Here is a 13,387-nt window from a genome sequence, read left to right as displayed (position 1 = left end):
GGCACCGGATTTATTTTACTTTTTCTTGGTTACCTGTTGCTGTCGCTTTTTTACGCTTATTTGATCCCCAGTTCCTTCAAAACGTCTTCGCTCTTGTCTAGTTTGGGGTCGGCAAATATAATGGTAATTCCTTCACTTTTATCCAGTACAAAATCATAAGCTTTTGCGATCGCCATTTTCTGGATGGCGTTGTATACCTTATCCTGCACCGGTTTTACCATTTTCTGGCGCTCTTTGAAAAGGTCGCCTTCGTACCCGAAGCGTTTTTTCTGCAGTTCCCTTACTTCTTTTTCGCGTACAAAAAGCTCGTCTTCCCTTTTCTTCTTCAGTTCTTCGGTGAGCATGAACTGTTCGGCCTCGTAATTCTTGTACATTTTATCGAGGGCGGTTTGCTTGTCGTCGATCTCTTTCTGCCATTGTGCGCCTATTGCCTGCAGTTTGGTATCGGCATCCCTGTATTCCGGTATTTTGCTGAGGATGTATTTGGTATCGATGATGGCATAACGTTGCGCCTGGCTTGCGAATGCCAATCCTAAAAAAGCAACGAAGAGTACAACTGTCTTTTTCATAAACTGTGGTTTAGGTTTTTATTATTCCGGTTCGAAGCCCAGCATAAAGGTAAACCTTGCTGCGTCTTTGAGGCCTCCTCCCGGCGTGAACCTATCCAATCCTATGCCATAATCAAACCCGAGCAAACCAAACATCGGCAGGAAGAAACGCATTCCCAAACCTACCGAACGCCTGAGTTTGAAAGGGTTATAATCTTTCATACTGTACCATCCATTGGCCGCTTCAAAAAAGCCCAGCGCATAAATGGTGCTGCTTGGGTTGAGGCTCAACGGGTAGCGCATTTCGAGTGTGTATTTGTTAAAGATGGTGAAGTACTGGTTGGCTGTCTGCTTATCAGGGTTCACCTTAGGATCCGACACATCGTATACCGGGTAACCCCTGTGCGCAATGATATCGTAACCCAGCAATGCAAACTGGTTGCTCAATCCCGCATCTCCCACCTGGAACCTTTCAAACGGTGAGATCTGCAGATCCGGGTTGAATCTTCCCAGGAACCCATATTTGGCCGAGGCCTTCAGCACAAACTGTTTGTTCTTTTCCTCGCCATGCGGCTTGCCCAGCGGCACATACCACTCTCCGTTGAACCTCCATTTGTGGTATTCAATGAAGTTATATGGATTTGCCTTGTTGGTTATGTTTTTATCGATGAGCGAGTACGGCGGTGTTACCTGCAGACTCAACATGAACGTTGAACCCGAACGCGGGAACAGCGGCTGGTCTACCGACGAACGCTGCAACGCCACCCTGAAGTTGATGTTGTTCACGATCCCATTTTCAAAACCCGGAAGGTTGGTAGGATCGATCGCGTAGTTACTCAGTTTGTATCGTGTATAGTTGATACCCATCGACAACGAGAAGAAGTCATCCGGCCATTTCAACTGTTTGGAAAGGCTCACGGTTGCTCCCGTTGTTGAGATATAACGTGTATTGGCAATATCCGGATCGTATGCACCTGTCAGCGGATCATAGGTTTGCCCGTATTTGGTATTGTACACACTAACGGTAAGCGCATTCCTCTTCTTTCCGCCCAGCCATGGCTCGGTGAACGAGAAGTTGTATGAGCGGAACGCTTTACCATTGCTCTGCACACGAAGGCTCAGCTTCTGGCCGTCTCCCATCGGCAACGGATCCCAGGCTTTCTTCGTGAAAATATTCTTGATCGAGAAGTTATTGAACGAGATACCCAATGTACCCGTTAAACCAATGGAACCTCCCCAACCTGCACTCAATTCTAACTGGTCGCTCGATTTTTCTTCTACGCGGTAGTTGATGTCAACCGTTCCATCATCCGGGTTCGGAACCGGGTCGATGCCGATCTTTTCCTGGTTAAAATAGTTCAGCTGCGCGATCTCACGTTGTGAACGGATCAGGTCGGTACGACTGAATTTTTCGCCCGGAATGGTTCTCAGCTCACGGCGGATCACGTGTTCCTTTGTACGGTCGTTACCCGAAATGCGCACATTCTTGATCGTTGCCTGCGGACCTTCCACCAGGCGGATCTCGAAGTCGATCGTATCGTTGTAAACCGCTGTTTCCACCGCTTCGGAGCGGAAGAAGAGGTAACCGTCGTCCTGGTAATACGAACCCACATCGCCCCCGTCTGCGCCCGGGTGAAGTTTCTTATCCAGCAATTCGCGGTTGTAGATATCGCCTTTGCGGATGCCGAGCATGAGCGACAGCACCGAATCTGAAAACTTGGTGTTCCCTCTCCAGCTGATGTCGCCAAAATAATACTGGCGCCCTTCGTTCATCTTGATATCGATGTTGAGGCCGCCGTTCTTTGCGTGGTAAACGGTATCTTTTTCGATCACCGCATCGCGGTAACCGAGGGAGTTGTAGTAGGTAAGGATGTTCTCTTTGTCTTCGATGTATTTTTTCTCATCGAATTTCGCACCCGATAATTTGAGGCGGATGTACGGATCGAGGACTTTCTTTGTTTTTGAATAGGTGAGGAAGCCGTAATCTTTCAGGTACTCTTCAAACGTATAGCGGTCTGCCTGTACAATTTTGGCCGAATCGAAAGAAGGGTTGAGTGTGAACCTTGATCTTTCCTTGGTATCCTTCATCTGCTTTTTCAGCTTCGCCGATTCGATGGTATTGCCTCCGAAATTGATGTTGTTGATCTTTACTTTCGGGCCCTTGTCGATCATAAAATCGAGCGTCAGCATGTTGTTGAAAGAGGTGTCTTTTCTTTCTACGATCTTAACGCTCGCATCGAGAAATCCTTTTTCTGCATAGAATTTTTTGATCGCCTCTATCGCTGAGATCTTCATGTTTTCCGTAATCACGCGGTTGGGAACAAGGCCCGTCTTACCTGCCAGGTCCTCTGTTTCGCCCTTGCGAACGCCTTTGAAATAGAATTTAGACAACCTCGGCCTTTCCGTTACCGCGATCTGGATGTCGATGTTCTTTCCTTCCAGTTTGGTAATGTAGATCTCTACGTTGGAGAAATAATTTTCCTTCCACAATTTGGTGATGGCTTTTGAGAAATTATCGCCACCCGGTATCTTGATCTCATCGCCTACATTGATGTTGACAATCGAAAGCAAAAGGTTCTCGTCGAAAAAACGGTTACCGATCACCGAAATGTTGGCTACGCGGTAGGTTCTTGGGGTTTTCTGGTTGAATATATTGAGGAGGTCAACGTCTATGGAAGTGATGGTGGTATCAGGAGGTGTGGTTTCCTGCGACCGTGCCGATAAACTCACGAGCGATGTTACTAAAGCCAACACTAAAATTTTGTACACTTTCTGCATCCGTTTCGGTTTGTAAATGGTGCTGACCGGGGTTATAAATGGCCGGTCCTGTCAGCCAATGGTTCGGGTTTTTAGGCGGGGCAAATTAACTGGAATAATGAAAAGTGTTTGTTAAATCACCTTCATTCTCAAGGTTAGCCGGGTGAATAGTATTATGCCAATTGGGTTTCCTCCTGTATTTGCTGCCCGGTCTTGCCAAATCTTCTTTCCCGTCCCTGGAAGTCGATGATGGCTTCGTAGAGATTGTCTTTTCTGAAATCCGGCCAGCGGGTATTGGTGAAATATAGTTCGGCATAGGCCAGCTGGTACAATAAGAAATTGCTGATCCTGTACTCGCCGCTTGTCCTGATCATCAGTTCCGGATCGGGGAACTTGCTGGTGGTCAGGTATTGCTGCAGGGTGTCCTGGTTGATGCTCGCCGGGTCTATTTTACCCGCTTTCACATCCATCCCGATGTTCCTGACCGCATTTACCAGCTCCCAGCGGCTGCTGTAGCTCAGCGCCATGATGAGGTTGAGGCCTGTATTGTGGCTCGTCATCTCCAATGCTTCGGCCAGCTCATCCTGCGCAAACTTCGGCAGCATATTGGTGTCACCGATCACATGAAGACGGATGTTGTTTTTGTTGAGTGTGGGAACTTCCTTGCGGATGGTTTCTACCAGCAGCGACATCAATCCTTCTACTTCCTGCTGCGGCCTGTCCCAGTTCTCGGTACTGAACGCGTAGAGTGTAAGGTATTCCAGCCCCAGTTCGGCGCTGCCCTCCACGATGTTGCGCACGCTTTCCACCCCGTGAAAATGACCATACAGGCGATCCTGTCCTTTCTCTTCCGCCCAACGCCCGTTGCCATCCATGATGATGGCGATGTGCCGGGGTAAACGGCCTTTGTCAATCCTGTCTATCAGGCTTTCCTGCATATAGAAAATTCAATTAGGGTGCAAATCTAGTGAAACTCAAAAGCAAAAGCGAAAATCTGGTGAATTAAAAAGACCGAAAGGGCTGTTATTGCTGGATTTTAAGGCTGTTTTAGGGGGAGAATCGAGGTAGGAGCCATAAGCTTATCTCCCAGTTGGTTGATTTAACGGACCTAACAACCTAATTCAGGATACTTATCCATTATATGAGCTTTCAAATAGGGATTATAAGCATCAAAGGGCTTAGGCAAGAAATATCCTTTGATACAGTCTTCTGTGCGCACTGATATCTGAATATGAGTATGTTCACGTATCTCGCAACCCTCATAAACAAGTTCTCCCTCTGGAAACGCCGCTCTAACGGTGTCGTATCTGGTTAAGTTCTGCTGCTCATTGACTGTATGGATATACCTGATCACAGCACAATCTAATTTTCTATTGGCGTCTTTGTTTTGCGGGATAGGGGTGCCGGTAGCCTTACATAGATCTACAAAATCTTTATATCCTTGCTTTAACCAGGAGATAGAAACCGACTCTGTAAGATTAAAGCAGTTCTTTAAATCGATTACACAACCTAAAACAAAGGGAGTATTGATTTTCCTTTTATTCTTTTGCCTGCCCTCTGCGCATTCCCGCGCGTACGTTAGTGCTCTTTCTGGATTTTGCTCCCAAAAATAAATACCATCCCCGAGCCAGTCCCAATCATTTGTACTGTGCTTAAGGTTATCTAATCCCAGTAAAACTTTTAATCCGACTTCTATATCACAGCTATGAAAAGCGATCACGCTTGTCGGTTGATGATTCAGCATTTCCAGTTATTTCATTCGATTCACCTGCTGACCAAAGCGAGGAATCAGATCGTGATATGACCGATTCAATAATAGATTTAGCATAAATTGGATCAGACATCGCCTTTTCCTTTACTCTACCCAGCGCTTCTAACTGCCTTCTATTTTGATCTTCATTTGAGTAAAACATGGCTAATTATTTACTTGTAAACATAAATCAAAATGGATACCCACACAAGCTTATAACGTGTGAAATGACAAGATGTTGCCGAAAGGTGCTTACGGTACTGCATTGAGCCGTTATAAATATTTGATAATAATGCTGTTGGAAAGGCGTTAGAGGTGAACTATTGTCAGCTGGTTGATTAAAGGAATACTAAAATTTGCCAACAAAACAGGGATATAAACACGTATTATCTCCTGGACGGATCCGGGCAGCGGTAAGAGGAGAGATTGAACGAAATCCCGACCCTGAAAGTGGCAAAAGCGTCTTTCTGAAGGCTGTTACCCCGCTGACGGCCCTTGGTTCCGATGGATGTTCCGGTTTCGTAGCTCCTGTCCTGCAGCAAAAATGCAGGCGATGGCGATCCGTCGGGCAATGGCGGGAAAGCATCGGGCGCATAAACGCCGCTAACATCATCGAGGTAGTCGGTGCTCGTCATGCGGTAGGTGAGCTCGGCAAAAACATTCGCCTTCTCATTGATCGCATATTTGAAACCCAATGTAAGCGGAACGCTGATGGCGATGGGCGAATAGGGTTTCAGTTCCGGGTAAAGCGAACTGCCCTGCCCTTCTGTACCCAATGTGCGCAACATGTATTTTTCGCCATTGAGATAGGCATAGGGATCGTAAGAGAACACGCCGATACCCAGGCCAACATAAGGAGTAAATCGGTATCCTTCAAAACCCGGGTGAAATTCGAGAAAATTAAAATCGCCGGCAAGGCTCAGCTCCCATACATTGGTATTAAAACTGAGGTTGCGCGCCACCTGAACAGGGTTGCTGCTGTATACATCCGAATAGCCAAGCTGGGCATAATCTGCACTGAGGCGGATGCCGATATAACTACTCAATTGTTTGCGGAAAAATATACCTGCCGACAGCTTAGGGCGGTTTACTGAAGTGGTGGGGTTGAGGTCGCCGAAATAATGACCCACCCCTGCAGAAAAACCAACTTCTCCCTGGTGCACATAAGGCTCCATCAATTGCGCCTGAGCGGTTTGAAGGCCCATGATTAAGCAGATGAATGTTATGGTCTTTCTAAGCATAGTTATTTTGCTGTGGACTCTATATTGTAAAATAGCATCAAAAATCGTTACAATAAAAGTTAATTTCTTTTATCCAGTCCCCATGTCAGTTTGGTGCGCAAGGTAGACAGGAAACTGTTTTCATTCAGCCGTATCAGGTTAACCCCGAATTTTTCTTTTTTTACGGCAAGCTGGATGTTCTTGTTCACGATCTCCCTTCTTGCATCCAGTGCGCAGATGAACTGGTCGGCGCGGCTTTCTACCTCGAACGAGATCACGTTCGAATCGGGAACGATGATCGAGCGGACGTTGAGGTTGTGTGGCGCCACCGGTGTAATTACCATGCAGGCCGAGTCGGGGAACATGATGGGCCCGTTGCAGCTCATGTTGTAGCCCGTAGAACCGGTGGGTGTTGACACGATCAGCCCATCGGCCCAGTACGTATTCAGGAATTCACCGTTTAAATACGTGTGGATCTTGACCATCGGTGAAATATCCCTTTTGTGTATCGCGAATTCGTTGAGCGCAAATGGCGTATCGCCAAAAAGCGGTTCATTCGAGTCGAGGTGCATCAAAGATCTTTTATCGATCAGGTAGGTATGGTTGATGAGTGAGTCTACCGCACTGGCCAGTTCATCCTTGCTGATACTTGCAAGGAACCCCAAACGACCGAAATTGATGCCCAGGATGGGAATATTTTTATTCCGCACCAGCGCCACCGTATCCAGCAAAGTGCCATCCCCCCCGATACTGATGAGGCAATCGATCTGTTCGTCGAGGTCATCCGAGGTCATAAAAGGGGTCATTTTCTCGTGCAGATGCCTGGGCAGGGTGAACTGCGAAAGCAGCTGGTGAAAAATGAGCACGGTGGTATCGTAGCGTGTCAATTCTTCCAGCAGCAACAGGAGGGGGTTCTCCTGCTCAAAATCTAACCCGCGGCTGTAGATGGCTACTTTCATTGTGAGATCGCTTGTGTAAGGTTCAAGGTACAGGAAAACAAGGAGCCGGTTTTACGGACGGTGCCCGATGCCCGTTTTCCTTTTCCGGGAGCTGCCTAAAACTCATTCCTGGTTTGTAAATATAAGCCATCCTTTCCCAGTTGATTAAAGCTGTACTCAATTTTAAACACAAAATCGTAGATCGACACGATATCCATTCCAAACCCCCAGGTACGCAACAGCCTGTTGTTAAGGGTATTGGTGGGGCGTGGCGATGGGTTGTAGGCATAACCCGCATCGGCATAGGTTTTCAGGAAAAAGCGGATGGGGATCTTATCGTGTGTTTTGCTGGGGAACGGATTTCTTAAAATGAACGAAAAGACCTTGGTGGCAAATGTTGTTTTGAATGCCCCGCCCACCATTCCATCCACCACATTGTATTCGAGCCCGCGCAACTGGTAAAAACCATAGCCGATCAGTTTCTCATTTACAAAAAAGCTGCGGAACGGCGCCTTCGCTATGGCAAGGGCTTCAAAATGCACAAATGCATTTTTGGTGAGCGGTTGCACATACACTGCCCGGCCATTGAGCTGCCAGAGCCCGTCGGTGTTGTTGAAGCCGCGGCGGTACAGGCTGGCCTCGCCAAAGAAACCTGTGGTTGGGTAAGGGCGGTAATCCACATTGTAATAGCGGTACGTATAAGTAAGATCGAGGTATTTCATCTGCGCCCCGCCGTTTGGAAAGTATTGCGGGTTGATCTTTACCACGGTATCAGACACACGCTCGTTGCTGTATCCTATGCGGAACATGTGGCGCTGCCTGACATCCGGGCGATAGGAATACGTGAATTCGAGCCGAAGGTTTTTTTTGTTAACGGCCTCCGACCTGTAAAAAAGCTGTTTGTTATCGCCCGTTGCATAATTGATCTCTTTCTGCGTGGCGGAAATAATACCGATGTTGAACCCCTGTTTCAGTTTCCTGTCGAAGAAAGGAAGGTTGTAGCGCAGGGTAACCTGTTGGGTATACCCGGTGATCAGCCACACATCCAGGTTATCGTTGCGGCCGCTGATGTTGTTTTGCGTGAACTTTATTCCGTAGTTCACCCTTTCAAGACTGCGATGCTGCTCTACCCACCACTGGTTAAAGTTCCTGTCTACCAGCCGGAAATACGGCAACGGAAAAAAATACCAGCGCTCTTTTACGTCTATGTTAATGTCTACAAGATTGCCGTTGCGTGCCGCTACATAAACATTCACATCTACAAACAACAAGGTGTTCATCACCTGTTGCCGGGCAAGTACGAGCTGTTTTTCGAGATCGGATTCCGACAGCTCCGTTCCTTTTACAAAAGGCACTTCGCGGAACACGATAAAGCTTTTGGTTCTTTTGTTGCCCGTAAGAAAGAGGTTGTTGATCACAACCGTGTTGTTCTTCTGCACCACAACCGATGAATCCTGTGCAAAACAGGTATGGGCCGACACGAGAAACAGTACAAAGAAAATTACACGTATTTGCCGCATCAAGGATTGGGTTTTGTGAAACCTGCGCCGCGCGCGGCAGTCAGGTCTTCGTTTGCGAAGTACGAACCGAAAGGTTTTTCGCACAAAGCAGGATTATGTCTTAAACCGGTTACAAAATTCATACCTGCGCAATTGGGGATCCGTTCCGTTGTACCCGCAACTCTTTTGCATGGCGGCGTTTTCGAAAGTGGGCGGTTACATATTCAGGTACGAGATCAGGTGGTTGTAATTCTCCTTTAACTCATTTGCATAAGATTCTTCCCCGAAGTAATACCGTACAATGTATTCGTACCGCTGAAAGGTTGCCACAATATCCGAGATCTCTATCTTATTCACTTTGATCGTAACCACCACCAGCCCGGTATCGGCTTCTGTGTATGTATTGAGCTGGGTGATGTATGCGTCGTTCGTTTCCACCAAACGGCTGATCTCTCCGAAGGAGAAATTCCTTTTTTCGATCTCCAGCACAATGATGCCGCCCGGCTCTTCCGTTCCAACAAAGAGGGAGAGCCTGCGTACGATGTCTTTTGAGGTGATCACCCCCGCCAGTTCTGCCTGCTCATTAACCACGGGCAGCAGCGACAATTCGTTTTCTGCAATGAGTTTGAGGGCCGATAAAAAGTATTCTTCGCCTTTAACAGAGATGCGGATGAGTGAGGATTGGATGGATGCGAGCATGCTGCCTTCATCGGCATCAAGCAGGTCGTCTTTGCTTACCATGCCTGCGTATTTTTCTTCGCTCAGAACGGGCAGGTGCAGCACATCGTATTCGTCCATTAAACGCAGGGCGAATGAGACCTTGTCAAAGAGATTGACCGCAGGAAACCCGGTGTTGATGATTTGTGATGCCAGCATGTGTTCTTTCTTTCATATACGTTCAAAACCTTGCCAGGGTTGACAATTATGGTTTCAGCCTGTCTAAAAACCCTTCCAAAAGCTTGTTAAATTCGTCGGGTACTTCCATCATCGGGGCGTGGCCGCATTTATCGATAAAATGCAGTTCGCTGTTTGGAATGAGGCGGTTGAATTCTTTTCCTACAAAGGGAGGCGTGATCGTGTCGTTGTTGCCCCAGATCAGGCAGGTGGGTTGTTTGATCTGGCTGAGCTCTTCGCCCAGGTTGTTGCGGATCGCACTTTTCGCAAGCGCGATGATCTTGATCACTTTGATGCGGTTATTGGTGATCTCGAAAACCTCATCCACCAGTTCTTTGGTCGCTTTTTCGGGATCGAAAAAGGTTACCTGCGTTTTCTTTTTGATGTATTCGTAGTCGCCTCGTTTGGGATAGCTGTCACCCATCCCGTTCTCAAACAACCCGCTGCTACCCGTTAAGATCATCGATTTGATCTTTTCCGGGTGTTTTAATGTATGCACCAGCGCCACATGGCCGCCCAGTGAATTACCCAATAAATGAATGTTGTTGTATCCGCGCGTTTCAATAAATTTCTGAACGTGCTTTTCCAGTCCGCCAACAGATGTATGAAAAATATCCAGGTCGAACAAAGGCAGGATCGGAACCACCACCTTGTATTTGTGTCTGAAATATTCAACCAGGTCAGCAAAATTACTCAGCGCACCAAACAAACCATGTAACAGCAGCAATACCTCGCCCTCGCCTTCTTCAATAAACTTAAACTTATCGTGTTGTTTGATCTCGTAACTCATTTGGTCAAATTCTTATGCAAGCATTGATGCGATCAGTACAAATAAAAGCAAATTCAGGGAAATGCGTTTTAAATCCGTGCCGCAGCCATGCAAAGATTCGGATAACTGCTGCTAAAATACTGATTTTAAAGCAAAAACAGGTTATAAGAAAGAACAGGTTAAAGGTTTTACCCGATCCCGTAACTTAAAAAATCGTGCCCTGTATCCGGAACCGGGAATCGTTGATCGCGGATGGCAGGCAACCGGTTGAATGTGTTGGTATTGGCAAAGTACTTTTTGAGCGTGGAGGTAATAATTATTTAATGATCCCTTACCTGTAAAACCCACCCCTGGCCGCGTTGATTGTGCTGCATTTACCATGCACGATCCAGTGCCCGCTATTGTTTTACCCTTGCGTGCACCCCGTCAAAAAACTGCGACATCTCATCGAACATTCCTTTGAACCAGGGGATCACCGAGCCGAACAGGTCTATCGCTTTGGGGCCCCAGGGTTTGATGAATGAATAGGTGCCGGATGCGGCAAAGGTTTCGGGTTTGATCCAGTGCATTTTATCGGCATAGAAAAGAACAACACTGTAAACGGTGGTATACAAAGCTGCGAAGAGGACGATGCCTGCCAGTTTATTCACCCATCCCAACATCACCATCTTCATCGCAGATTCGATCATCGATGCGCCGATGCGCACCAGTATCACCACACCGATCATCACCAATGCAAAAGAAAGAAAGGGCAGCCAGGCCGAAGAAATATTGGTGCTGTCTTTGAGCCAGTCTGCAACCACGGTTGCAAGCTTCATGGCCGCAGCGATACCAATGATGATGGCAAGGAACGAAAAAACCGCTACCACAAATCCCTTGCGCAGCCCTTTGAAAATTGCGATCACCATTAGAATGGCAAAGACGGAATCGATCAGCATACAGCAGGTTTAGGCGCGTAAATAGGGCGCGTCTTGGTTATTTATTGTTCAGCGCATTTTTTACCGCTTCTGCGATCGCCTTTCCATCTGCTTTACCCGCGAGTTGTTTCGAGGCAACGCCCATTACTTTGCCCATATCCTGCGGACCGGCAGCGCCTGTCTGTGCAACAATGGAGGCAACGGCTTCTTTCAATTCTGCCTCGCTCATTTGTTGCGGCAGGAATTTTTCGATCACGGCGATCTCTTCGGATTCTTTGGTGGCAAGGTCTGCGCGGTTTTGCTGCTCGTAGATAACGAGGGAGTCTTTGCGCGATTTCACCAGTTTCTGCAGGAGTTTCATTTCAGTATCAGCCGAGATCTGTCCATTGGCGCCCGGGTCTGTTTTTGCCTTGATGATCTCTGCTTTGATGGCGCGCAATCCGCGCAACAGGGCTTCGTCTTTTGCTTTCATGGCATCTTTCATCTGCGCCATTACTTTTTCTTCTAAACTCATATAAATGTTTTTATTTGTTTTCTTTCAATTGGGTATCCTTGAATTTTTTGTAGAACATTTTTGCAAAGTTCTTCATATCGTCTACCAGTTCTTTCTGTTGTGTGGCGCGCTGGTAGGTATCGGCCATGCCCATCATCGTCTGGTAGTAGAAATCGGCCATCTCGTCAACCATCATGTCTTTGGTCCACAGGTCAATGCGGAGCGCGCTTTTGTCGGCGCCGTCCCAGAACGCTACCATCATGGCTTTGGCGGGCTGCATCATATCTGCCGAACTATCGCTCGCGCTCCATTTGATGTTCTGCGGAACCTTGGTATCATCCAATTCTATTTCTATCGAAATATTTGATTTGTGCATGTTTTTGTTTTAGCCTGCAAAAATAGCGAGTAAAGGAACAAGGTGCAAGAAAACAACCAGCCGGGAAAACAGCGGTATTGCGGGTATTATCCTGCCGCGGCAAGCACATTTTGCCAAAGTTCTTCCGCCGCTTTATCCCAGCTGAATTCAGCCGCCCGTATTTTGCCTTTTTCGATGAGGGATGTGCGCAGGATCTCATCGCGGTACACATGCTGCATGTGTTTGGCAATCTCGTCGGGTTTCGAAGGGTCGGCATATAGTGCGGCATCGGCGCCTATCTCGGGCATGCTGCTGGTATTGCTCGTGATCACCGGAACCTCTGCCTGCATCGCTTCAACAATGGGCAAGCCGAACCCTTCAAAATAAGAGGGATACACGAGGGCATAGGCACCGGCGGTAATGCGCGCGAGTTCTTCTTCGGGCTGGTAACCGAGGAGCACAACGTCTTCGCGGTATTTGTAGGTCCTTAATTTTTCAAGGAAAAATTCATAATCCCAGGCCAGCCTTCCTGCTACCAGCAGCTTCATGTTGCTGTGCTGCCATTTTTTGAACAGGGAGAATGCCTTGAGCAGGTTCATCAGGTTCTTGCGTGGATGGATGCCGCCCGTGAATAAAAAATATTCTGTTCCCCCGGCAAAGCCCTCTTTCATTTCTTCGCGTTCGAACCACGATACCGGTTTGAAGTTTTCGCGCGCAGCGCCGTGTACAACGTTTATTTTTCCCGGTGAGGTATGGTATTGCTGTATGATGTCATTCTTTGTAAACTCCGATACCGTTACGATGCGTTTCGCTTTCGCCAGGAATTTTTTTGTGAAGGCCCGGTAATACATCCTGTGGTACCACGGAATGAATTTGGGGAAGTGAACAAAAGACAGGTCGTGCATCACCAATACCTGCGGAATTTTCGTGGTAAGGCTGCAGAACCCATAGGGCTGCACCCACACGTCAATTTTCTCCGAACGCAATGCCGCCGGAGCCTTTAGGTTGTACCAGGTAAAAAACGCAAGCGGGTGCCGCGCAGCAGGCGGAACCAGCATCGGTTTTACATTACCTGCATAAATGTATTTGGGATCGTATTCACGATCGAATAAAAAAACAAATTCGTGCTCAGGGTGCTGTTTCACCATCCTGCTGAATACCTCGTTGGCGTAGTGGCCGTATCCTTCCAGTTGATCCTTCTGCAGAAAAATTGCGTTGATAGCGATGCGCATAGGCAACAAAAGTAC

General features: G+C 47.5%; 13 protein-coding genes. All 13 read right to left on the bottom strand.

Annotation, left to right across the window (positions count from 1 at the left end):
* Positions 1–56: 56 nt before the first annotated feature.
* The gene (locus GWC95_RS00710) at positions 57–569 is read right to left on the bottom strand and encodes an OmpH family outer membrane protein (RefSeq protein WP_161816749.1); all 513 of its coding nucleotides are present in this window, start codon (positions 567–569) and stop codon (positions 57–59) included.
* A gap of 21 nt (positions 570–590) precedes the next feature.
* On the bottom strand, positions 591–3,302 hold the full coding sequence (locus GWC95_RS00705; RefSeq protein ID WP_317164082.1) for a BamA/OMP85 family outer membrane protein: 2,712 nt from the start codon (positions 3,300–3,302) through the stop codon (positions 591–593).
* Positions 3,303–3,478: 176 nt separating this feature from the next.
* Positions 3,479–4,243 carry an isoprenyl transferase gene (locus GWC95_RS00700; RefSeq protein ID WP_161816747.1) on the bottom strand — a complete coding sequence of 255 codons (765 nt, stop codon included), beginning with the start codon at positions 4,241–4,243 and terminating at the stop codon, positions 3,479–3,481.
* A 170-nt stretch (positions 4,244–4,413) separates the two neighbouring features.
* Positions 4,414–5,049: a hypothetical protein gene (locus GWC95_RS00695; protein WP_161816746.1), complete on the bottom strand. Its 636-nt coding sequence runs from the start codon at positions 5,047–5,049 to the stop codon at positions 4,414–4,416.
* 392 nt (positions 5,050–5,441) lie between these two features.
* On the bottom strand, positions 5,442–6,296 hold the full coding sequence (porG, locus tag GWC95_RS00690) for a type IX secretion system protein PorG (protein ID WP_161816745.1): 855 nt from the start codon (positions 6,294–6,296) through the stop codon (positions 5,442–5,444).
* A 59-nt stretch (positions 6,297–6,355) separates the two neighbouring features.
* On the bottom strand, positions 6,356–7,234 hold the full coding sequence (locus GWC95_RS00685) for an NAD kinase (protein WP_161816744.1): 879 nt from the start codon (positions 7,232–7,234) through the stop codon (positions 6,356–6,358).
* 95 nt (positions 7,235–7,329) lie between these two features.
* A complete protein-coding gene (locus GWC95_RS00680; RefSeq protein WP_161816743.1) occupies positions 7,330–8,733 on the bottom strand; it encodes a BamA/TamA family outer membrane protein in 1,404 nt (467 codons plus the stop codon).
* Between the two features lie 195 nt (positions 8,734–8,928).
* Positions 8,929–9,588 (bottom strand): CBS domain-containing protein, encoded by a 660-nt coding sequence (locus GWC95_RS00675; RefSeq protein ID WP_161816742.1) that lies wholly within the window; start codon positions 9,586–9,588, stop codon positions 8,929–8,931.
* Between the two features lie 46 nt (positions 9,589–9,634).
* Entirely contained in the window at positions 9,635–10,396 is a 762-nt protein-coding gene (locus GWC95_RS00670; protein ID WP_161816741.1) for an alpha/beta fold hydrolase, read from the bottom strand.
* Between the two features lie 377 nt (positions 10,397–10,773).
* Positions 10,774–11,313, bottom strand: a complete 540-nt coding sequence (locus GWC95_RS00665) for a CvpA family protein (protein WP_161816740.1) — start codon at positions 11,311–11,313, stop codon at positions 10,774–10,776.
* Between the two features lie 37 nt (positions 11,314–11,350).
* The gene (locus GWC95_RS00660; RefSeq protein ID WP_161816739.1) at positions 11,351–11,806 is read right to left on the bottom strand and encodes a GatB/YqeY domain-containing protein; all 456 of its coding nucleotides are present in this window, start codon (positions 11,804–11,806) and stop codon (positions 11,351–11,353) included.
* Between the two features lie 10 nt (positions 11,807–11,816).
* Positions 11,817–12,161, bottom strand: coding sequence for a gliding motility protein GldC (gene gldC / locus GWC95_RS00655; RefSeq protein WP_161816738.1), 345 nt, complete (start codon positions 12,159–12,161; stop codon positions 11,817–11,819).
* A gap of 86 nt (positions 12,162–12,247) precedes the next feature.
* On the bottom strand, positions 12,248–13,372 hold the full coding sequence (locus GWC95_RS00650; protein ID WP_161816737.1) for a glycosyltransferase family 4 protein: 1,125 nt from the start codon (positions 13,370–13,372) through the stop codon (positions 12,248–12,250).
* Positions 13,373–13,387 lie beyond the last annotated feature (15 nt).

Source organism: Sediminibacterium roseum, assembly GCF_009939005.1.
Classification (GTDB): domain Bacteria; phylum Bacteroidota; class Bacteroidia; order Chitinophagales; family Chitinophagaceae; genus Sediminibacterium; species Sediminibacterium roseum.
The sequence above is the reverse complement of the archived record's forward strand: the minus strand, read 5'-3'. Positions and strand labels throughout refer to the sequence as shown.

Coding starts and splice junctions, on each gene's coding strand:
- GWC95_RS00670 (WP_161816741.1), bottom strand. CDS start 10,396: ATGAGTTACGAGATCAAACAACACGATAAGTTTAAGTTTATTGAAGAA.
- GWC95_RS00710 (WP_161816749.1), bottom strand. CDS start 569: ATGAAAAAGACAGTTGTACTCTTCGTTGCTTTTTTAGGATTGGCATTC.
- porG (WP_161816745.1), bottom strand. CDS start 6,296: ATGCTTAGAAAGACCATAACATTCATCTGCTTAATCATGGGCCTTCAA.
- gldC (WP_161816738.1), bottom strand. CDS start 12,161: ATGCACAAATCAAATATTTCGATAGAAATAGAATTGGATGATACCAAG.
- GWC95_RS00680 (WP_161816743.1), bottom strand. CDS start 8,733: ATGCGGCAAATACGTGTAATTTTCTTTGTACTGTTTCTCGTGTCGGCC.
- GWC95_RS00675 (WP_161816742.1), bottom strand. CDS start 9,588: ATGCTGGCATCACAAATCATCAACACCGGGTTTCCTGCGGTCAATCTC.
- GWC95_RS00700 (WP_161816747.1), bottom strand. CDS start 4,243: ATGCAGGAAAGCCTGATAGACAGGATTGACAAAGGCCGTTTACCCCGG.
- GWC95_RS00660 (WP_161816739.1), bottom strand. CDS start 11,806: ATGAGTTTAGAAGAAAAAGTAATGGCGCAGATGAAAGATGCCATGAAA.
- GWC95_RS00665 (WP_161816740.1), bottom strand. CDS start 11,313: ATGCTGATCGATTCCGTCTTTGCCATTCTAATGGTGATCGCAATTTTC.
- GWC95_RS00685 (WP_161816744.1), bottom strand. CDS start 7,234: ATGAAAGTAGCCATCTACAGCCGCGGGTTAGATTTTGAGCAGGAGAAC.
- GWC95_RS00650 (WP_161816737.1), bottom strand. CDS start 13,372: ATGCGCATCGCTATCAACGCAATTTTTCTGCAGAAGGATCAACTGGAA.
- GWC95_RS00695 (WP_161816746.1), bottom strand. CDS start 5,049: ATGCTGAATCATCAACCGACAAGCGTGATCGCTTTTCATAGCTGTGAT.